The 19192-nt window shown below is 72.2% G+C and carries 18 protein-coding genes; 7 read left to right on the forward strand and 11 right to left on the reverse strand.

All coding sequences use genetic code 11. The features are described 5' to 3' along the window. The first annotated feature begins 295 nt into the window (after positions 1-295). Positions 296-1528 (forward strand): threonine--tRNA ligase, encoded by a 1233-nt coding sequence (gene thrS / locus ABZ452_RS10070; RefSeq protein WP_357941072.1) that lies wholly within the window; start codon positions 296-298, stop codon positions 1526-1528. Positions 1529-1574: 46 nt separating this feature from the next. Here the strand turns inward: thrS and ABZ452_RS10075 are convergent, their stop codons facing one another. From ABZ452_RS10075 to ABZ452_RS10090, 4 genes are all read right to left on the reverse strand, one after another. Next, a complete protein-coding gene (locus ABZ452_RS10075; RefSeq protein WP_357941074.1) occupies positions 1575-3575 on the reverse strand; it encodes an ABC transporter ATP-binding protein in 2001 nt (666 codons plus the stop codon). Positions 3576-3682: 107 nt separating this feature from the next. Then, the gene (locus ABZ452_RS10080; protein WP_357940902.1) at positions 3683-5416 is read right to left on the reverse strand and encodes an ABC transporter ATP-binding protein; all 1734 of its coding nucleotides are present in this window, start codon (positions 5414-5416) and stop codon (positions 3683-3685) included. Next, positions 5410-5931, reverse strand: coding sequence for a MarR family winged helix-turn-helix transcriptional regulator (locus ABZ452_RS10085; protein ID WP_357941076.1), 522 nt, complete (start codon positions 5929-5931; stop codon positions 5410-5412). Before ABZ452_RS10085 ends, ABZ452_RS10080 begins: the two co-directional genes overlap by 7 nt. Before the next feature lie 55 nt (positions 5932-5986). Further along, positions 5987-6427 carry a DoxX family membrane protein gene (locus ABZ452_RS10090; protein WP_357940904.1) on the reverse strand — a complete coding sequence of 147 codons (441 nt, stop codon included), beginning with the start codon at positions 6425-6427 and terminating at the stop codon, positions 5987-5989. Positions 6428-6514: 87 nt separating this feature from the next. On the opposite strand from ABZ452_RS10090, the gene ABZ452_RS10095 reads away from it, so the two are divergent. Further along, complete coding sequence (locus tag ABZ452_RS10095; RefSeq protein WP_357940906.1) at positions 6515-7063, forward strand: TetR/AcrR family transcriptional regulator; 549 nt, start codon at positions 6515-6517, stop codon at positions 7061-7063. 45 nt (positions 7064-7108) lie between these two features. Here ABZ452_RS10095 and ABZ452_RS10100 read toward each other — a convergent pair whose 3' ends face one another. Both ABZ452_RS10100 and ABZ452_RS10105 read right to left on the reverse strand, forming a co-directional pair. Next, the gene (locus ABZ452_RS10100; protein WP_357940908.1) at positions 7109-8548 is read right to left on the reverse strand and encodes a GuaB1 family IMP dehydrogenase-related protein; all 1440 of its coding nucleotides are present in this window, start codon (positions 8546-8548) and stop codon (positions 7109-7111) included. Positions 8549-8629: 81 nt separating this feature from the next. After that, the gene (locus tag ABZ452_RS10105) at positions 8630-10381 is read right to left on the reverse strand and encodes a biotin carboxylase N-terminal domain-containing protein (RefSeq protein ID WP_357940910.1); all 1752 of its coding nucleotides are present in this window, start codon (positions 10379-10381) and stop codon (positions 8630-8632) included. Between the two features lie 131 nt (positions 10382-10512). On the opposite strand from ABZ452_RS10105, the gene ABZ452_RS10110 reads away from it, so the two are divergent. From ABZ452_RS10110 to ABZ452_RS10125, 4 genes are all read left to right on the forward strand, one after another. Then, complete coding sequence (locus tag ABZ452_RS10110) at positions 10513-11112, forward strand: PadR family transcriptional regulator (protein WP_357941078.1); 600 nt, start codon at positions 10513-10515, stop codon at positions 11110-11112. A 121-nt stretch (positions 11113-11233) separates the two neighbouring features. Next, positions 11234-12193, forward strand: coding sequence for an ATP-binding cassette domain-containing protein (locus tag ABZ452_RS10115; RefSeq protein ID WP_357940912.1), 960 nt, complete (start codon positions 11234-11236; stop codon positions 12191-12193). 17 nt (positions 12194-12210) lie between these two features. Further along, on the forward strand, positions 12211-12966 hold the full coding sequence (locus tag ABZ452_RS10120; RefSeq protein WP_355338996.1) for an ABC transporter permease: 756 nt from the start codon (positions 12211-12213) through the stop codon (positions 12964-12966). A gap of 63 nt (positions 12967-13029) precedes the next feature. Then, the gene (locus ABZ452_RS10125; protein ID WP_357940915.1) at positions 13030-14370 is read left to right on the forward strand and encodes an MFS transporter; all 1341 of its coding nucleotides are present in this window, start codon (positions 13030-13032) and stop codon (positions 14368-14370) included. 131 nt (positions 14371-14501) lie between these two features. On the opposite strand, the gene ABZ452_RS10130 is transcribed toward ABZ452_RS10125, so the two are convergent. The 3 genes from ABZ452_RS10130 to mycP are packed head-to-tail and all read right to left on the reverse strand — an operon-like array spanning position 14502 to position 16902. Further along, the gene (locus ABZ452_RS10130; RefSeq protein WP_357940917.1) at positions 14502-15155 is read right to left on the reverse strand and encodes an O-methyltransferase; all 654 of its coding nucleotides are present in this window, start codon (positions 15153-15155) and stop codon (positions 14502-14504) included. 9 nt (positions 15156-15164) lie between these two features. After that, entirely contained in the window at positions 15165-15821 is a 657-nt protein-coding gene (locus tag ABZ452_RS10135) for a Maf family protein (RefSeq protein WP_357940919.1), read from the reverse strand. Between the two features lie 10 nt (positions 15822-15831). Next, positions 15832-16902 (reverse strand): type VII secretion-associated serine protease mycosin, encoded by a 1071-nt coding sequence (gene mycP / locus ABZ452_RS10140; RefSeq protein ID WP_357940921.1) that lies wholly within the window; start codon positions 16900-16902, stop codon positions 15832-15834. A 917-nt stretch (positions 16903-17819) separates the two neighbouring features. On the opposite strand from mycP, the gene ABZ452_RS10145 reads away from it, so the two are divergent. Continuing rightward, positions 17820-18194 (forward strand): hypothetical protein, encoded by a 375-nt coding sequence (locus ABZ452_RS10145; RefSeq protein ID WP_357940923.1) that lies wholly within the window; start codon positions 17820-17822, stop codon positions 18192-18194. 161 nt (positions 18195-18355) lie between these two features. Here the strand turns inward: ABZ452_RS10145 and ABZ452_RS10150 are convergent, their stop codons facing one another. Together ABZ452_RS10150 and ABZ452_RS10155 are read right to left on the reverse strand one after the other, a co-directional pair. Further along, on the reverse strand, positions 18356-18808 hold the full coding sequence (locus tag ABZ452_RS10150; protein ID WP_357940925.1) for a hypothetical protein: 453 nt from the start codon (positions 18806-18808) through the stop codon (positions 18356-18358). 100 nt (positions 18809-18908) lie between these two features. Continuing rightward, complete coding sequence (locus tag ABZ452_RS10155; RefSeq protein WP_357940927.1) at positions 18909-19121, reverse strand: acyl-CoA carboxylase epsilon subunit; 213 nt, start codon at positions 19119-19121, stop codon at positions 18909-18911. Between the last annotated feature and the right edge of the window lie 71 nt (positions 19122-19192).

Consider the following 19192-nt stretch of genomic DNA (forward strand, 5'->3'; position numbering starts at 1 on the left):
GGCGCGGCTCCGGAGGCGTCGGGTCCCCCGTTCCCGACGGCCGGGCCGCCGCGGGTCGCCGGCAGGTCCCGTGCCGGCGACCCGCCCCCACCGCACCGGGTCCGGGTGCGTCGCGAAATCCAGGTGCGTCCGCCGCGTCGCCGCGCGTACCGTCGCCGCATGCGTAGCGCGGTGGTGACCACGACGCCGGGTATCCCCGGCGCGCCGCACTGACGTTTCCGTCGACGAGGCCCCGGGGCGATCCGCTCCGGGGCCTCGCGGCGTTCCGGGTCAGCTCGCCTCCGGGTCGTACCCGATCAAGGAGAGCGACATGATCGACCACCGCAGGCTCGGCCGGGACCTGGAGCTGTTCGTCTCGGACCCCCTCGCGGGCGCCGGGTTCCCGATCTGGCTGCCGGCCGGGGCCGCCGCCCGGCACGCCGTCGAGGAGTACGTGCGGGAGCTGGAGCGCCGGGCCGGCTACCGGCACGTCTACTCGCCGCCGCTGGGCAAACGGGAGCTGTTCGAGCTCTCCGGCCACCTCGGCTACTTCGCCGACGACATGTTCCCGCCCCTGCGGCTGAGCGCCGACGACGAGTTCGTGCTGCGCCCCGCCCTCTGCCCGCACCACGCGCTGGTCTTCCGCGCCCGGGGCCGCTCCTACCGGGAGCTGCCGCTGCGGGTCGCCGAGATCGGCGGGATGTACCGGCCGGAACGCTCGGGGGTGCTGGGCGGGCTGTCCCGGGTGCGCGCCATCTCGCTCAACGACGCGCACAACTTCTGCGCCCTGGAGCAGGTGGGCGAGGAGGTACGGGCGATCCTGGGGCTGATCCGCGAGGCGCACGCCGCGCTCGGCGTCCGGCCGGCCGGGTTCCGGCTGTCGCTGCGCGGGCCGGGGGAGAAGTACGTGGGCGACGACGCCGACTGGGCGCGGGCCGAGGAGCTGCTCCGCGCCGCGCTCGACGGGGTGGACCACCACGAGGGTCCCGGCGAGGCCGCCTTCTACGGCCCGAAGATCGACATCCAGATCGCGGACGCCGCCGGTCGGGAGTCGACCCTCTCCACCATCCAGCTCGACTTCGACAAGCCGGAGCGGTTCGACCTGTCGTACACCGACGCGGACGGGCGCCGGAAGCGGCCGGTCATGGTGCACCGGAGCCTGGTCGGCAGCATGGAACGGCTCTTCGCGTACCTCATCGAGGTGCACGCGGGCGCCTTCCCGGCCTGGTACGCCCCGGTGCAGCTGGTGTTGCTGCCGGTCGACGACGGGCAGGCCGACGCGGCCGTCGAGCTGGCCCGCCGGGCGGAGGCGGCCGGGCTGCGGGCCGAGGTCGACCTGGCCGGCTCGCTGGGCGCCCGGATCCGCGACGCGGCCCGCCGGAAGGTCCCGTACCTCGGGGTGATCGGCCCCCGGGAAGCGGCCGGCGGTGCGGTCTCGCTGCGCCTGCGCGACGGGCGCGGGCTCGACCCGATGCCGGTGGCCGACGCGCTGGGGCTGGTCGGCGCCGTGGTGGCCACCCGCTCGGCCGACCTGCTCCCGCCGGGCTGACCGCCGCCCCGTCGCTCCGGCCGGGTCGCCGCTCCTGGCGTCCATGTCAGCGCCCGGCCGGCGCGGCCGCCGGCTTCCCGGGCGGTCCGCCGGGCCGTCCGGGCGGTCCACCGCCGGGCCGACCGGGCGGTCCGCCGGCCGGCAGCGGCGCGGCGGCCTCTTCGTCGACCACCGCGCCGGCGAACTGCGACCGGTAGAGCTCGGCGTAGGCGCCGTTCGCGGCGACCAGCTCGTCGTGCGTGCCCTGCTCGACGATCCGGCCCTGGTCCATCATGAGGATCAGGTCGGCGTCGCGGATGGTGGAGAGCCGGTGCGCGATGACGAAGCTGGTCCGCTCGGTGCGCAGCGCCGCCATGGCCCGCTGGAGCAGCACCTCGGTGCGGGTGTCGACCGAGCTGGTCGCCTCGTCGAGGATGAGCAGCGACGGTTCGGCGAGGAACGCCCGGGCAATCGTGATGAGCTGCTTCTCGCCGGCGCTGACGTTGCTGCCCTCCTCGTCGATCACGGTGTCGTAGCCGTCGGGGAGGCTGCGCACGAACCGGTCCACGAAGGTGGCCCGGGCCGCGGCCAGGATCTCCTCCTCGGTGGCGGTCGGCCGCCCGTACGCGATGTTGTCCCGGATGGTGCCGCCGAAGAGCCAGGTGTCCTGGAGCACCATGCCGATCTTGCCGCGCAGCTCGGCTCGCTTCATCGAGCCGATGTCCACCCCGTCCAGGGTGATCCGGCCGGCGTCCAGCTCGTAGAACCGCATGACCAGGTTGACCAGGGTGGTCTTGCCGGCGCCGGTCGGGCCGACGATGGCCACCGTGTGCCCGGGCTCGGCCACCAGCGAGAGGTCGTCGATGAGCGGCTTGTCCGGGTCGTAGCGGAAGGAGACGTGCTCGAACTCGACCCGACCGGTGACCCGGGGCGGCGCGGGCCGGTCCGGGGCCTGCTCCTCGGCGTCGAGCACCTCGAAGACCCGCTCGGCCGAGGCCACCCCGGACTGGAGCAGGTTGGCCATCGAGGCGATCTGGGTGAGCGGCTGGGTGAACTGCCGCGAGTACTGAATGAACGCCTGCACGTCGCCCAGGCTCATCGACCCGGAGGCCACCCGCAGCCCGCCGACCACGGCGATCGCGACGTAGCTGAGGTTCCCCACGAACATCATGGCCGGCATGATGATCCCGGAGATGAACTGGGCCCCGAAGCTGGCCCGGAACAGCTCCTCGTTCTTGGCCGCGAAGGCGGCCTGCGCCTCGCGCTGCCGGCCGAAGACCTTGACCAGCTCGTGGCCGGTGTACGTCTCCTCGATCAGGCCGTTCAACTCACCGGTGTGCCGCCACTGCGCGATGAACCGGCGTTGCGACCGCTTGGCGATCTGCTGGGTGACGACCACCGACAGCGGCACCGCCACGAGGGCGACGAGGGCCAGCAGCGGCGAGATCCAGACCATCATGGCCAGCACGCCGACCACGGTGAGCAGCGCGCTGAGCAGCTGGCTGAGCGTCTGCGACAGGGTCTGCGAGATGTTGTCGATGTCGTTGGTGACCCGGCTCAGCAGCTCGCCGCGGGGCTGCTTGTCGAAGTAGGGCAGCGGCAGCCGGTTGAGCTTCTCCTCCACCTCGGCGCGCAGCCGCAGCACGGTGCGCTGCACCACCCCGTTGAGCAGCCAGCCCTGCCACCACATCAGCAGGCTGGCGCCCAGGTAGAGGGCGAGCGCCAGGGTGATCGTGCGACCCAGCGCCGTGAAGTCGATGCCCGCACCGGGCACCACGTCCATCCGGGCCAGCATGTCGGCGAAGTTCTCGTTGCCGGCGGCCCGGGCCGCCGCCACCGCCTGCTCCTGGGTGGTCCCGGCGGGGATCTGCCGGCCCACCACCCCGGCGAAGATGAGGTCGGTGGCGTGCCCGAGGATCTTCGGGCCGATCACGCTCGCGCCGACGCTGGCCACCGCGAGGGTGATGATCGCGGTGAGCGAGAACCGGTGCGGCCGGAGGCGGCCCAGCAGCCGGCGGGCGGACGGCCCGAAGTTCATCGACTTCTCCGCCGGCATGGCGGCGCCCATCCACGGCGGCCCGCCGCCGCCGCGCCGTGCGGCCGCCGCCGGCAACCGCTGCGGCGACCCCCCGTCGGCCTTCGCCTCCGGCGCCGGCTTCTGCCCCGGTACGGCGGTCACGCGGTCACCTCCGCCGTCTGCTGGGACGCCACGATCTCGGCGTACGTCGGGCAGGTCACCAGCAGGTCGTCATGTCGTCCCATCCCGACGACGCCCCCGTCCTCGAGCACGATGATCTGGTCGGCGTCGATGATCGTGGAGACCCGCTGCGCCACGATCACCACCACCGCGTCCGCGGTGACCGGCTTCAGCGCGGCCCGCAGCCGGGCGTCGGTGCCGAGGTCGAGCGCGGAGAAGGAGTCGTCGAAAAGGTAGATCTCCGGATTGCGGACCAGCGCGCGGGCGATCGCGAGCCGTTGCCGCTGGCCGCCGGAGACGTTCGTGCCGCCCTGCGCGATCGGCGCCTCCAGGCCGCCCGGCATCTCCGCGACGAAGTCCCGGGCCTGGGCGATCTCCAGCGCCGACCACAGCTCGGCGTCGGTCGCGTCCGGGTTGCCGTAGCGGAGGTTGCTGGCGACGGTGCCGCTGAACAGGTACGGCCGCTGCGGCACCAGCCCGATCCGGCGCCACACCTCGTCGGGCTCCAGCAGCCGCACGTCCACCCCGTCGACCAGCACGGCGCCGGCGGTCGGGTCGACCAGCCGGGGGATCAGGGTGAGCAGGGTCGTCTTGCCGGCTCCGGTGGAGCCGATGATGGCCGTGGTCCGGCCGGGGCGCGCCTGGAACGAGATGTCGTGCAGCACCGGCGCGCTCGCACCCGGGTACTGGAAGGAGACCCGGCGGAACTCCAGCTCGGCGCGGCGGGTCATCGCGATCATCGGTTCGACCGGCGGCACCACCGACGACTCGGTGTCCAGCACCTCGACGATCCGCTCGGCGCAGACCGCCGCGCGGGGCACCATCATCAGCATGAAGGTGGCCATCATGACGGCCATCAGGATCTGCATGAGGTACTGCAGGAAGGCGGTGAGCGCGCCGACCTGGATCTGGCCGGAGTCGACCCGTTCCGCGCCGAACCAGAGCACGGCGACGCTGGAGACGTTGAGCACGAGCATGACCACTGGGAAGATCAGCGCCTGGAGCCGGCCGATCCGCAGGGCGGTCTCGGTCAGGTCGGTGTTCGCCACCCGGAAGCGCTCGGTCTCGTACGGCTCGCGGACGAAGGCCCGGACCACCCGGATGCCGGTGATCTGCTCGCGCAGCACCCGGTTGACCGTGTCGATCCGGGTCTGCATGAGCCGGAAGCCCGGGACCATCCGCCGGGTGATCAGGCCGAGCGTGATCGCCAGGACCGGCACGCAGACCAGCATGAGCCAGGAGAGGCCCACGTCCTCCTGGAGCGCCATCACCACGCCGCCGACGCTCATGATCGGCGCCGCGACGAGCATGGTGCAGCTCATCAACACCAGCATTTGCACCTGCTGGACGTCGTTGGTGTTCCGGGTGATCAGCGAGGGCGCCCCGAACCGGGCCACCTCGCGGGCCGAGAAGCTGTTGACGTGCGCGAAGATGCCGGCCCGGACGTCCCGGCCGAAGCCCATGGCGGTCTTCGCGCCGAGGTAGACGGCGACGATCGAGCAGGCGATCTGGAGCAGGCTGACGAGCAGCATCCAGCCGCCCGTACGCATGATCTGGTCGGTGTCGCCGAGGGCCACGCCCCGGTCGATGATGTCGGCGTTGAGGCTCGGCAGGTAGAGCGATGCCATCGTGCCGACGAACTGGAAGGCCACCACCGCGGCCAGCAACCGCCGGTACGGGCGCAGGTGGGTACGGAGCAGGCGGATCAGCACGGACGGCTCCCCGATGGGTCTTCGGTGTCGGACTCGCTGTTCCGGTTCAACCGGCGAAGGTCCCCGTCGGACATGCTCGTGATGATTTCCGTGAGGAACTCCCGGATCACCGCCTGCTTCGCGGGGTCGGCGTCGACCGAGGTGAGCGGCCGGTTGCTGTGGATCAGGTCGATGATGGCGAGGGCGTGTTCCCGGCCCTTGTCGGTCAGGCTGAGCTGCACGCTGCGCCGGTCGTCGGTGTCCCGCCGCCGGGCCACGAAGCCGTCGCGCTCCAGGGTGTCGACGATGCCGGTGAGGGTGGCCGGCCGGACGAAGCACCGCTCCGCCATCTCCCGGTGGGTGCTGTCGCCGGCCCGCAGCAGGACGAGCAGCACCCGCATGCCGGCGGAGGTGAGCCCGTGGTGTTCGGCGAGGTAGCGGCCCCAGTGCTGCTCGACGATGTGCCCGGCGATCGAGATGAGCCGGCCGAGCGGCGCGTGCTGGAGCGCGTCGGGGAAGCGGACGAGCGGTCCCATGTTCACGGGCGTCAGGTTAGCCCCCGAACCATCAGGTCCCAAACTATTTACGCGGTCAGCCGAAAGCCACGGCCAGGGCGGCGGCGACGAACAGCACCTGGAGCGCCGTCCGGGTGCCGACCGGGGTCACCGGCCGGCCGGCCAGGGTGAGTCCGCGGCGCGCGGCCGAGACGTTGGCCGGGAACATGGCCAGCATCAGCAGCGCCAGGCCGGCGGCGGCCGGACGCGCGGTCGCCGGGAGGAGCAGCCCGAGCGCCCCGAGCAGTTCGAGCACGCCGGTGAGGGTGACCAGCAGCTCGGGCCGGGGCAGCCGCGGCGGCACCATGGCGATCAGGTCGGCGCGGCGGGACAGGAAGTGGGCGGAGCCGGTCAGCACGAACATCAGGGCCAGGCCGACCCGCAGGGCGGGGTGCCAGCCGTCGAGGGCGGCGACGCCGGACAGGCCGGCGAGCCGGGCCGCCGCGGTGCCGGCGAGCAGGGCGATCAGGGGTGCCATGGGTACGCCTTCCCCGGAAGGAACTTGTCGACGACAAGATTGCGTCGCGGGAAGCCATCTTGTCAATGGCAAGTTAGAGTGGCGCGCATGAGCCAGTCCCGCGCGTACCACCACGGCGACCTGCGCCGCGCCCTGCTCGACGCGGCGGTGGAGGTGATGGCCGAGTCCGGCCCGGCCGCGCTGAGCCTCCGCGACCTGGCCCGCCGGGCCGGCGTCTCGCACGCCGCACCCGCCCACCACTTCGGCGACAAGGCCGGGCTGCTCACCGCGCTCGCCGCCCAGGGCTTCGAGCTGCTGGCCGAGGCGCTGCGCGACGCCGGCGACGACCTGGTCGACACCGGGGTGGCGTACGTGGGGTTCGCGGTCCGGCACCGGGCGCACTTCGAGGTGATGTTCCGACCCGACCTCTACCGGGCCGACGACCCCGAGGTGGTGGCCGCCCGGACCAGGGCCGGCGAGCTGCTGCGCACCGGCGTGGCCCGGCGCACCGGGCGGGGCCCGGACGTCGACGCCCTGGCGGCCTGGTCGATCGTGCACGGCTTCGCCACGCTCTGGCTCTCCGGCGCCCTGCCGCCGCGGGTCGGCCCCGACCCGGAGGCCGCCGCGCGTACCGTCATCAGCCGGCTCTTCCCCTGACGGCCGGGGCCCCCGCCCGCTGTGGGGAGAGCCCCGGCCGCCGGGTCACCAGCTCGTCGGCAGCGGCATGCCCTCGGTGTAGCCGGCGGTGCTCTGCACGCCGACCAGCGCCCGCTCGTGGAACTCCTCCAGGTTGCGCGCGCCCGCGTAGGTGAACGCGCTGCGCACCCCCGAGATGATCTCGTCGATCAGGTCCTCGACGCCCGGCCGGGTCGGGTCCAGGTACATCCGGGCCGAGGAGATGCCCTCCTCGAAGATCGCCTTCCGGGCCCGGTCGAACGCGCTGTCCTCGGCGGTCCGCGCGCTCACCGCGCGGGCCGAGGCCATGCCGAAGCTCTCCTTGTAACGCCGGCCGTCCGCGTCGGTGTAGAGGTCGCCGGGGGACTCGTAGGTGCCGGCGAACCAGGAGCCGATCATCACGTTCGAGGCGCCCGCCGCGAGCGCCAGCGCCACGTCCCGCGGGTGGCGTACGCCGCCGTCGGCCCACACGTGCCGGCCGAGCGAGCGGGCCGCCGCGGCGCAGTCGAGCACCGCGGAGAACTGCGGGCGGCCCACGCCGGTCATCATCCGGGTGGTGCACATGGCGCCCGGCCCGACGCCGACCTTGATGATGTCGGCGCCCGCCTCGACCAGGTCGCGTACGCCGTCCGCGGTGACCACGTTGCCCGCCGCCACCGGCACACCGGGGTCGAGCTTGCGGACCGCCCGCAGCGCCTGGATCATGCGCTCCTGGTGCCCGTGCGCGGTGTCCACCACGAGGGTGTCCACCCCGGCCTCCAGCAGCGCCGCCGCCTTGCCGGTCACGTCGCCGTTGATGCCCACCGCGGCGGCCACACGCAGCCGGCCCCGGTCGTCGACGGCCGGCTTGTAGAGCGTGGCCCGCAGCGCGCCCGACCGGGTCAGCACCCCGACCAGGCGCCCCTCGGCGTCCACCACGGGGGCGAGCCGCCGCCGGCCCGCCGAGAGCCGGTCGAAGCCGGTACGCGGGTCCGCGTCCGCCGGCACGGTGTGCAGCTCGGTCGACATCACGTGCCGGAGCTGGGCGAAGCGGTCCACCCCGACCGTGTCCGCCTCGGTGACCACGCCGAGCGGGCGGCCTTCCTCGTCGACCACGATCACCGCGCCGTGCGACCGCTTCGGCAGCAGGTGGATGGCGTCGCCGACGGTGTCCGTCGGGCCGAGCGTGATCGCGGTGTCGTGCACCAGGTGCCGCCGCTTGACCCAGGCGACGACGTTCGCCACCACCTCGATGGGGATGTCCTGCGGGATCACCGCGATGGCCCCGCGCCGGGCGACCGTCTCGGCCATCCGCCGGCCGGCCACCGCGGTCATGTTCGACACCACCAGCGGGATGGTGGTGCCGGTGCCGTCGGCCGCAGCCAGGTCGACGTCGAGCCGGGAGCCCACCTCCGAACGGTTGGGCGCCATGAAGACGTCGTTGTAGGTCAGGTCGTGCGCGGGAACCGCGCCATGAAGGAACCGCACCCGGCCATCATTCCTGCTCGCGGTCGGTCCCGCCGCCGCTGGTGGCCCAAACCACCCCGGCCGGCGGGACCGCCGCGGACGTCAGGAGATGGTGCAGATGGCCGCGCCCGCCGTGATCACCGCGCCGACCTCGGCGGACAGGCCGCTGACCGTGCCGGCCTTGTGGGCGTGCAGGGGCTGCTCCATCTTCATGGCCTCCAGGACCACCACGAGGTCGCCCTCGGCGACGGTGTCCCCGTCCGCCACGGCGATCTTGACGATGGTGCCCTGCATGGGCGAGGCGAGCGCGTCGCCGCTGGCCGCCGCGCCGGCCTTGGCGCCGCCGCCCCGGCGGGCCGGCTTCTTCGCGGCGGGCGCGGCGGTCGCCGTACCCGCGCCGAGGCCGGCCGGGAGGGTGACCTCCAGCCGCTTGCCGCCCACCTCGACCACGACGGTCTCGCGCTCGGCCGGGCCCTCGACGGCGCCGGCGGGAGCGGTGAAGGCCGGGACCGTGTTGTTCCACTCCGTCTCGATCCACCGGGTGTGCACGGTGAACGGCTCGGCCGTGAACGCCTCGTCGCGGACCACCAGGCGGTGGAAGGGCAGCGCCGTGGCCATGCCCTCGACGACCATCTCGTCCAGCGCGCGGCGGGCCCGCTCCAGCGCCTCGGTGCGGGTCTCGCCGACGATGATCACCTTGGCGAGCAGCGAGTCGAAGTTCCCGCCGATCACGTCGCCGGCCGAGATGCCGGTGTCCACCCGGACGCCCGGGCCGGTGGGCAGCCGCAGCGCCGTGATGGTGCCCGGGGCGGGCAGGAAGTTGCGGCCCGGGTCCTCGCCGTTGATCCGGAACTCGATCGCGTGCCCGCGCGGCGTCGGGTCCTCGGTGAACCGCAGCTTCTCGCCGTCGGCGATGCGGAACTGCTCGCGGACCAGGTCGATGCCGGCGGTCTCCTCGGTCACCGGGTGCTCGACCTGGAGCCGGGTGTTGACCTCCAGGAAGGAGATGGTGCCGTCCACGCCGACCAGGTATTCGACGGTGCCGGCGCCGTGGTAGCCGGCCTCCCGGCAGATCGCCTTGGCGCTGTCGTGGATCTGCCGGCGCTGGGCCTCGGTGAGGAACGGCGCGGGGGCCTCCTCGACCAGCTTCTGGTGCCGGCGCTGGAGCGAGCAGTCCCGGGTGCCCACCACGATCACGTTGCCGTGCTGGTCGGCCAGGACCTGCGCCTCGACGTGGCGGGGCTGGTCCAGGTAGCGCTCGACGAAGCACTCGCCCCGGCCGAACGCGGCGACCGCCTCGCGGGTGGCCGACTCGAACAGGTGCGGGATCTCCTCCATGGTGCGGGCCACCTTGAGGCCGCGCCCGCCGCCGCCGAAGGCCGCCTTGATGGCCACCGGCAGGCCGTGGTCGACGGCGAAGGCCATCACCTCGTCGGCGTTGCCGACCGGGTCCGGGGTGCCGGGGACCAGCGGCGCGCCGGCCCGCTGGGCGATGTGCCGGGCGGTCACCTTGTCACCGAGGTCGCGGATCGCCTGCGGGGTGGGGCCGATCCAGGTCAGCCCGGCGTCGAGGACGGCCTGGGCGAAGTCGGCGTTCTCGGAGAGGAAGCCGTAGCCGGGGTGCACCGCGTCGGCGCCGGCCTTGGCGGCCACGTCGATCAGCTTGTCGATCCGCAGGTAGCTGTCGGCCGCGGTGTCGCCGCCCAGGGCGTACGCCTCGTCAGCGAGGGTGGCGTGCAGGGCGTCCCGGTCGGAGTCCGCGTAGACGGCGACGCTCGCCAGGCCGGCGTCGCGGCAGGCGCGGATGACGCGGACGGCGATCTCGCCGCGGTTGGCGATGAGTACCTTGCGCACCTTGGTGGCTCCTCCCGAGGTCGTTGCCGGGAGTGTATCGGCCGGGGATTCGGCCCTAACGATCGCTCAGTGTGGGATGCCGCACTGTAGTCAAATTTGGCTATTACGCTTGTCCGGTGTCGGCAACGCGGATGATGATTCTGGGCCTGGTGCGGTGGATGCAGCCGGTGCACGGCTACGACGTACGCCGTGAGCTGCTGAGCTGGAGCGCGGACAAGTGGGCCAACGTGCAGCCCGGTTCGATCTATCACGCCCTGCGCAAGCTCACCGACGAGGGCCTGCTCCGGACGGTCTCCGTCGAGCAGGTCGGCGCCCGCCCCGCCCGCACCACCTACGAGGTGACGCCGAAGGGGGACGAGGAGTTCGAGACCCTGCTGCGGGCGCAGTGGTGGCAGCTCAACGAGCCGCCGGACCCGTTCGTGGCGGCCTTCTCGTTCCTGCCGGCGATGCCGCGCGACGAGGCGGCGGCGGCGCTGCGGAACCGGGCGAACCTCATCCGCGCGGGCGTCGAGTCGATGCGCGCCTCGCTGGACTCGGACTGGGTGCGCAACCGCAAACCGGTGCACGTCGGCTGGATGTTCGAGCTCTGGCTGGCCCGGGCCGAGGCGGAGATGGGCTGGTGCGAGCGGATCGCCGAGCGGATCGAGTCCGGAGTGTCGTACCTGCCTGCTGGGCTGGAGCAGGCCGAGGGATGGTCGGGCTGGACGGCCGGTGCTCCCAACGCGGAATAATCAACGTTGACCACAAGAGTTATATCGCGTTAGTCTCTGCGCGAGCCGTGGGGGAGCCGTGCGTCCTCCTCGCGGACCATCGGCGGCCGGTCGCGTCCGGCCCGGAGGACCAGGAGCAGACATGATCGAGACCAGGGGGCTGCGGAAGTCGTTCCGCTCCCGCGCGGGTCGCGAGACGAAGACCGTGGACGCGGTCCGTGGCGTCAACCTCGAGGTGGCCGAGGGGGAGATCTTCGGCTTCCTCGGCCCCAACGGCGCCGGCAAGACCACCACCCTGCGGATGCTCGCCACCCTCATCGAGCCCGACGGCGGCGAGGCCACCATCGCCGGCGCCGACCTGCGCAAGGACCCGGCCGAGGTGCGCCGGCGCATCGGCTACGTGGCCCAGGGCGGCAGCACCTGGGACGAGTCCACCGCCCGCGAGGAGCTGGTGCTGCACGCCCGGCTCTACGGCATCGGCAAGGTCGACGCGCACCGCCGCGCCACCCGGGCCCTGGACGCCTTCCAGCTCAGCGAGTACGCCGACCGCAAGTGCAAGACCTACTCCGGCGGGCAGCGCCGGCGGGTCGAGATCGCGCTCGGCATCATCCACGAGCCGAAGATCGTCTTCCTGGACGAGCCCACCACCGGCCTCGACCCGCAGAGCCGGGCGCACATGTGGGACGAGATCCGCCGGCTGCGCGCCGAGGGCATGACGGTCTTCATCACCACGCACTACCTCGACGAGGCCGACGCGCTGTGCGACCGGATCGCGATCATGGATCACGGCGAGGTGGTCGCGGAGGGCACCCCGGCCGAGTTGAAGCGCGAGATCTCCGGCGAGGTGGTGCTGGTCGGCCTCGACGCCGCCACCACCCCGCAGGCCGCCGAACTGCTCGACACCGAGGCGTACGTCAGCAAGCTGGAGACCGCCGACGAGGGCGGCCTGCGCCTCTACGTCGACGAGGGCGCCACCGCCATCCCGCAGGTGCTGCGCCGCCTCGACCACGCGGGGCTGGAGCTGCGCTCGATCGAGCTGCACCGCCCCAGCCTCGACGACGTCTTCCTCACCAAGACCGGCCGCTCGCTGCGCGAGTCCTGAGCATCGGGAGCACTGTCATGAAACTCGCCCGCGACACCTGGCTGATCTTCCAGCGCCAGATCCAACTGCTGCTGCGCAACCCCGTGTGGGTCTTCGTCGGCGTCTTCCAGCCGGTGATGTACCTGCTGCTGTTCGCCCCGCTGCTCAAGCCCGCGCTCAACGCGCCGACCCAGGCCGCCGCGTACAAGATCTTCGTGCCCGGCCTGCTCGTGCTGCTGGCCATCTTCGGCGGCCTGTTCCAGGGCTTCGGCCTCATCGCCGAGCTGCGCGCCGGGGTCATCGAGCGGTCCCGGGTCACCCCGGTCAGCCGGCTCGCCCTGCTCCTCGGCCGCTCGCTGCGGGACGTGGTCTCGCTGATCGCGCAGGCGGTCATCATCACCCTGCTGGCGCTCCTGTTCGACCTGCGCGTCTTCATCGGGTACCTGCTGCTCGCGTACCTGATGCTGGCCCTCATCGCGCTCATGACCTCGGCCGTCTCCTACGGCGTCGCGCTCAAGGTCAAGAGCGAGGACGCGCTGGCCCCGCTCATGAACACCGTGGCCCAGCCGGTGCTGCTGCTCTCCGGCATCCTGCTGCCGCTGACCTTCGCCCCCGGCTGGCTCCAGGGCGTCGCCAAGTGGAACCCGTTCTCCTGGTCGGTCGACGGCGTCCGCGCGCTCTTCGCCGGTGACCTGAGCAACGACAAGGTCTGGCAGGGCCTGACGATCGTCGCGGTGCTCGCCGTCGCCGGGGTGGTCTGGGCCGCCCGGCAGTTCGCGCGCAGCGTCCGCTGACCCGACGAGAGCTGCCTCTCATCCAGGGCGGGGTGCCGGCCGTGCGCAAGTAGCGTAAGGCCGGTGCCCCGCCTCACCCGTGACCGGACGACCTGGCTGACCTACGCCCAGCTGGGACTCTGGGGCTTCTTCCTCTACGGGTTCGGTCCCGTCGTCCCGCTGCTCCGCGACGAACAGGGCACCAGCGCCGCCGTCGCCGGCCTGCACAGCACCGGCATCGCGGTCGGCGCGCTGGCCGGCGGCGCGCTCTTCGCACCCGCCGCCCGCCGCCTCGGCCGTGGCCCGGCCATCTGGCTCGGGCTCGCCGGCGTGGCCGCCGGCGTCATCGCGCTGAGCCTGCTCCACCCGCTGCCCGCCACCATCGCGGCCGTCGCGGTGATCGCCACCTTCGGCATGGTGGTGATCAGCGGGGTCAGCGTGGTGCTCACCGCCCACCACGGGCCCGCCGCACCCGCCGCGCTCACCGAGGCCAACGCCGCCTGCGCCGGCATGGGGATCCTCGCGCCGCTGGTCATCGGCGCGACCGTGGACGCCGGCCTCGGCTGGCGGCCGGCGATGGCCGCCGAGGTCGGGCTGATCACCCTGGTCGCCCTCGCCGCCGTGACCCTCCGGGTACGCATCCCGAAGGCTGCCCCCGCTGTCGCGGCTGCCGCCGACCCGCCCACCTCCCCGCCCCCTGCGTCGTCTCCGATCTTGGACACTTACCGATCGCCTCGAACGGAAATTGTCCAAGATCCCCCTCGTCCGGCAGCGATGGAGGCGGCGGCGAGGGCAGGCGTCGACCCTGTCGGCCGCGCGGTTCCGGGGCGGCTGCCGCGGGCTTACTGGATCGCCTGGGTGCTGATGTCGGTCACCGGGTCGATCGAGGTCTGCCTGTCGCTCTGGACCGCGGACGTGCTCCGTACCCATGCCGGCCTCACCGCCGGCGGGGCGTCGGCCGCCGTCGCGGCGATCGTCTGCGGCATGTTCGCCGGCCGGCTGGCCGGCGGCCGGCTCGCGCTGCGCTGGCCGCCCGTGCCGCTGCTCCTCGCCGCGCTGACCGTCTCCCTGACCGGGTTCGCGCTGTTCTGGTCCGCCCCGGTGGACTGGCTGGCCGTCACCGGCCTGGTCGTGCTCGGGCTGGGCAACGCCCTGCACTACCCCCTGGCGATCTCCATCGCCCTCGCCGCCGCCGGGCCGGCCGCGGACAAGGCGGCCGGCTGGGCGTCGTACTCGATGGGGGTGGGCTTCGGGATCGCGCCCGTCGCGCTCGGCTGGGTGGCCGACGGCGTCGGCCCGCACCTGGCCTTCCTGCTCCTGCCCGGCTTCATCGCCGCGGCCATGCTGCTCACCGTGCGCCTCGGCCGCGCCCTGCGCCTGCCCTCACCCACCGACGACCGCACCCCGGTCTCCGCCGCCGCGTAACCGGCGACCGCTCGCCAGCTCGATCGACTCCGGCTCGGCGAGGTGGCGGTGCCCGGTGGGTGCGGATATCGCCACCTCGGCGTAGTGGCGGTGTCCGGTGGGTGCGGATACCGCCACCTCGGCGTAGTGGTTCAAAGCACGCGGGCCAGGGTCACGCCGTCGGCGATGGGCAGCATGACAACCTCGACGCGGACGTCGGCGAGGATCTCGTCGTTGAAGGCGGCGATCGCCCGGTCGTCGGCGTTCTGCGGGGCGAGCACCCGCCCGCCGCGCAGCGTGTTGTCCACGGCGATCACCGCGCCCGGACGCATCCGGGGCACCAGCTCGTCCCAGTAGACCGGGTAGCCGACCTTGTCGGCGTCGATGAACGCGAAGTCCAGGTAGCGCTCCTGCGGCAACTCCCGGAGCGTGTCCCGGGCCGGGCCGATGCGCAGCTCGATCCGGTCCTGCACGCCCGCGCGGGTCCAGTACCGCCGGGCCACGCCGGTGTACTCCTCGGAGATGTCGAAGCAGGTCAGGCGGCCACCCTCGGCGAGGCCCCGGGCGATGGCCAGCGAGGAGAGCCCGGTGAACGTGCCCACCTCCACCGCCTGCCGGACACCGAGCAGCCGGGTCAGGAAGGTCAGGAACGCCGCCTGCTCCGGCGCGACCTGCATGTCCGCCTGGGCGGGAAGGGCGGCGCGGGTCTCCTCGGCCAGCTCCCGGACGATCTCGTCGGGGGCGGATCCGTGCGCCACGAGGTACGCGTGCAGTTCCGGGGTCAGCGGCAACGGCTTCGTGCTCATGATCGGACGTTAGCCGAGATGTTCGATTTCCTGGCCCCCCGGCGCGACCTTCGTCCACAGGTCGGTGATGTTCAGCTCCAATTCGGCGAGGAGACCACGCAGCAGAGGCAGGGAGAGCCCCACCACCGTGCCCGGGTCGCCCTCGATGCCGGTCAGGAACGCCCCGCCCAGCCCGTCGATGGTGAACGCCCCGGCCACCGCCAGCGGCTCACCCGTCGCCACGTACGCGGCGATCTCCGCGTCGCTGATGTCGGCGAAGTGCACAGTGGTCGAGGCGACCGCCTCGGCGCGCGACTCGTGCACCACGTCGAGCAGGCAGTGACCGGTGTGCAGCACACCGCTGCGCCCGCGCATCCGCTCCCAGCGCCGGGTGGCGTCCGCCGCGTCCGCCGGCTTGCCGAGAATCTCCCCGTCGAACGCCAGCACCGAGTCGCAACCGAGCACCAGCGTCCGCTCGTCCGGGTTGGGACGCAGCCGGCCCAGCACCGCCTGCGCCTTCAGCCGGGCCAGCTCCAGGCTCAGCTCCTCGGCGCGGTCGCTGACCACCTGCGACTCGTCGACACCGCTGACCAGCACGTCGGGTTCGATCCCGGCGGCCTGGAGCAGCTTGCGGCGGGCGGGACTCTGCGAGGCGAGCACGAGGCGCAGCGGCACGGAGGTCGACATCCCACCGACGCTACCGGCTGATCCGCGGCGGCGGGTCGTCGCCACGTCGACGCCGGCGCCAGGCCAGATAAAGGCCGCCCGCTGCCAGCAGCACGCCCAGCGTCACCAGGCCGCGCGCGGTGGAGTTGTCATCGTTCCCGTTCCCGTTCCCGTTCCCGTTCCCGGCTGCGGGAGGCGCGGTGACGGACGGCGTTTCGAACCCGAGTGGCGGGACGTCGGCGGTGAGGGCGGCGACCAGGTCGATGACGCCGTAGCCGTACTCGTCGTCGCGGCCGGGTGGGCCCTTGTCGATCGCGGTGGCAGTAAGGCGGTGAGCGACCTCCTGCGCGGGGAGGTTGGGGTATCTGGATCGGATCAGCGCAGCGGCACCTGCCACGATCGCGGTGGCATCGGAGGTGCCAGTGCCGACGCGATAACCGCCGTTGATCCCAGTGCTGTAGATGTCCACCGCCGGCGCCACGACGTCGATCTCCGGGCCGCTGACGGATATCGCCGCGTGGTCACCGTTTCTGTCGATACCACCTACTGCGATGACGTCAGTGTCGCTAGCGGGATACTCGACAGTAGAAGATGCGGTCGTATTGCCGGCTGCCGCAACAATCACTACGTCCGCCTGGAGCGCAGTTCGGATCGCCTGCTGAAGTTCTACATCCGCCCCTGCTGCGGCGGAGATACTAATTACGTCAGCGCCGTGACTGACAGCGAAGTCTATGCCAGCTGCGAGATCTTTAGTGTCGCCGCCTTCGCTCTTTTCTTTGCCCCTGATCGGAAGCAGTTTCGCCTCTGGGGCGATGCCGAGGACGCCTCTACTGGAAGGTCTTCCATGGGCGGCAATGAGGCCTGCCATGCCAGTCCCGTGACCATCGACATCATGTCGGCCGTCGCCGTCATCTTCGTCGGTCGTATCTAGGCCTGGAAGCACGTTGTTCCGCAAGTCGGGGTGCAGAGAAATGCCAGTATCAGGTAGTGCCACGATCACGCCTGCACCCTTTGAGTACGTCTGCGCCTGATCCGCCTTGAGGTAGCTCAGGTGCCATTCAGCGCTTCGAATTGGGTCAGATCTAAGGGAGGGTGGCACCACGATGGCGAGTGCAGGCGACGCGCAAAGCGTTGCTCCTGCGATTCCAATCTTCAGAGCGGCAAAAAGCAATGCTCGTCTCACCTATCAAGCCCGATTGCTGGTCCCGGGTCAGTGGGACCCTTGTCCTCGGGCGGGTGAACGACGGGCGGGACGCCTTCATCAACTTCCCACGGATGGTCCGGATTCCACGCTCGCTGATCCTGCTCATTTTGGTTCGTCCGGGTTCCCCGAGGTGGCCATCCTTGCGAGCCGACTGGGCCAGGGCTTGGTCCGCCGCCAATTGGGGAGGTGCCATGAGGCCCGTTACCCTGCGAGATCCTCCCAGCGCCGGGCCTTGACCCAGCCGCGCCGGTCGGTGCCGTGCCCGCTCCGCCACCCCCAATTACGCCACCGATCGGGTTGACCCGACGCGTCGGGGCTGACGAACCCGACTGGCCCATTCCCATCCCGGGCGCACCACCGATCATTCCCCCCAGGGGAGGAGTCCTCGGTGGATTCGGATGCGGAATGTCACCCGTTGGTGAGGGCCCGGCCGGCCTCCATGGCTCTCCGAGGCGGCCAGGAGGTACTGAACGGCTTGAGGAACTTGGGAATCCGGTGATCGGAGGTGGCGTCGGGGTACTCGGCTGGGGCATCGGCTGCAGCTGGGGCGTTTGGGCGCTGGCGCTAACGGCCGGCGGTGCAAGCCCCGCCCCTGCCCCGCCGAGAATTGGCCCCACGCCCGATGCCGTGGGAGCAGACGCCACTGACCCCGCCCTTGCCTGCCGATCGACGCGAGTGCTGGAGCCCTGCGAAGGTAATGGCACAGGAACGATAGGTGGGATAACGGGCGTCACTGGCTGATCGTTGGCCCCGACGGTACCCTCATCGCGGCCCGGCCACTTTCTCGGTGGGGGTTGGCGGAGCATGACTTGGGCTTGTTGGAGTTCGCCGCTCAGCCCCGTCATCAACCCGCGCGCCCGCACGTTCAACTCTTCAAGCTCCGCGTCCGTCACCGGCGGCTTCTCCGGCAGCCGGCTTCCCGCCACCGCCTTCGGGTCGGCGAGCACCGTCTCGTACGCCTGCTTCTGCCGCACCTTCTCCGCGTACTCGTCGAAGAGGGGCTTGAGGTCGGCGCGGGTGCTGCCGATGGCGCGGGTGGCGGCGGCGAGTGCGTCGTAGTTCGCGGCGGCGGCGTCGTGGGTGCGCTGGACCTGGTCGATGAGCTGGTCGAGTTCGCCGAGGTACGCGCGGGCGGCGGCGTTGGTCTCCGGCGGCCACGCCTCGGCGAGCCCGCGCCGGTATTCGCGTAGCCGGCTCACGTGGGCCAGGGCGAGGTCGCAGACCTTGCGCCAGCCGGCGACCTGCTTCCACTGGCCGGTGGTGTCCTGGTCCTGGAGGCAGGCCCACATGCTGGACACGTCCATGAGGTGCCAGTCGGTGAGCCCGGAGGTGCGGCCGCTGCCCCGTTCGATCACGGCAGGACCACCCGCCCCTGCTCGGGTGCCGTGGGATCGGTCAGCGGCGGCACCGGGCGGGCGGTCGCCGCGGACGGCGTGGCCAGCGCCCGTTCCACGTCGGTGACCCGGGCCGAGGAGAAGGCGTCGGAGTCGCCGTAGGCGGTGGCGATGTGGCCGGCGGCCCCGGCCAGCCGGCCGGTGGCCGGGGCCAGGTCCCAGACCGTGGTGACGGTGGCCTTCTGGGTCTCGTGGTGGGCCTGGAGGAACTGGACCAGCTCGATGAACGCCTCGGCCGGGTTGGGGACCGGGGCCTTCATGTCGTCGGCGATGTACGACAGGTGGGGGGCGTAGTTGCGGGTGACCTCGTCCTGGAGCCGGTCGGCGAACTCCCGCATCCGTCGGATGTCGGCCTCGATGCCGCCGTAGTCACGCAGCCAGCCGGCCGGCTGGTTGTCCTCCGGGATCATCGACCCTCCCTGCCCGTCACCGCACGGTTTCCCTGAGTGAGGTTAATGGCTCGGCGCGGATCCCGGCAGTCCTGATGCGGGGGTGCGTACCGGGGATGGGTCAGCGGGGGAGGCCGGAGGCGCGCCACGCGCCGGGGCCGGCGGCGGGCGCCGCGCCGGCCGGACGGGCGCTGCGCGCCCACTGCGACACGGCGGCCGGCGCGGTGGCCGCGGCCGGCCGGGTCCGCACCACGATCGCGCCGACCAGGGCGGCCAGTTCCTCGGCGGTGGGCACGCCGCGGACGATCCGGAACAGCGGCTCTTCGGCAGACATGACGACAGGGTACGCGTCCAGAACTTGACCTTCACCGCACAGTGGCGTGCCGCCGGTGTAGCCGTCGGTGC

The organism is Micromonospora sp. NPDC005707 (assembly GCF_040631005.1).
Classification (GTDB): Bacteria; Actinomycetota; Actinomycetes; order Mycobacteriales; family Micromonosporaceae; genus Micromonospora.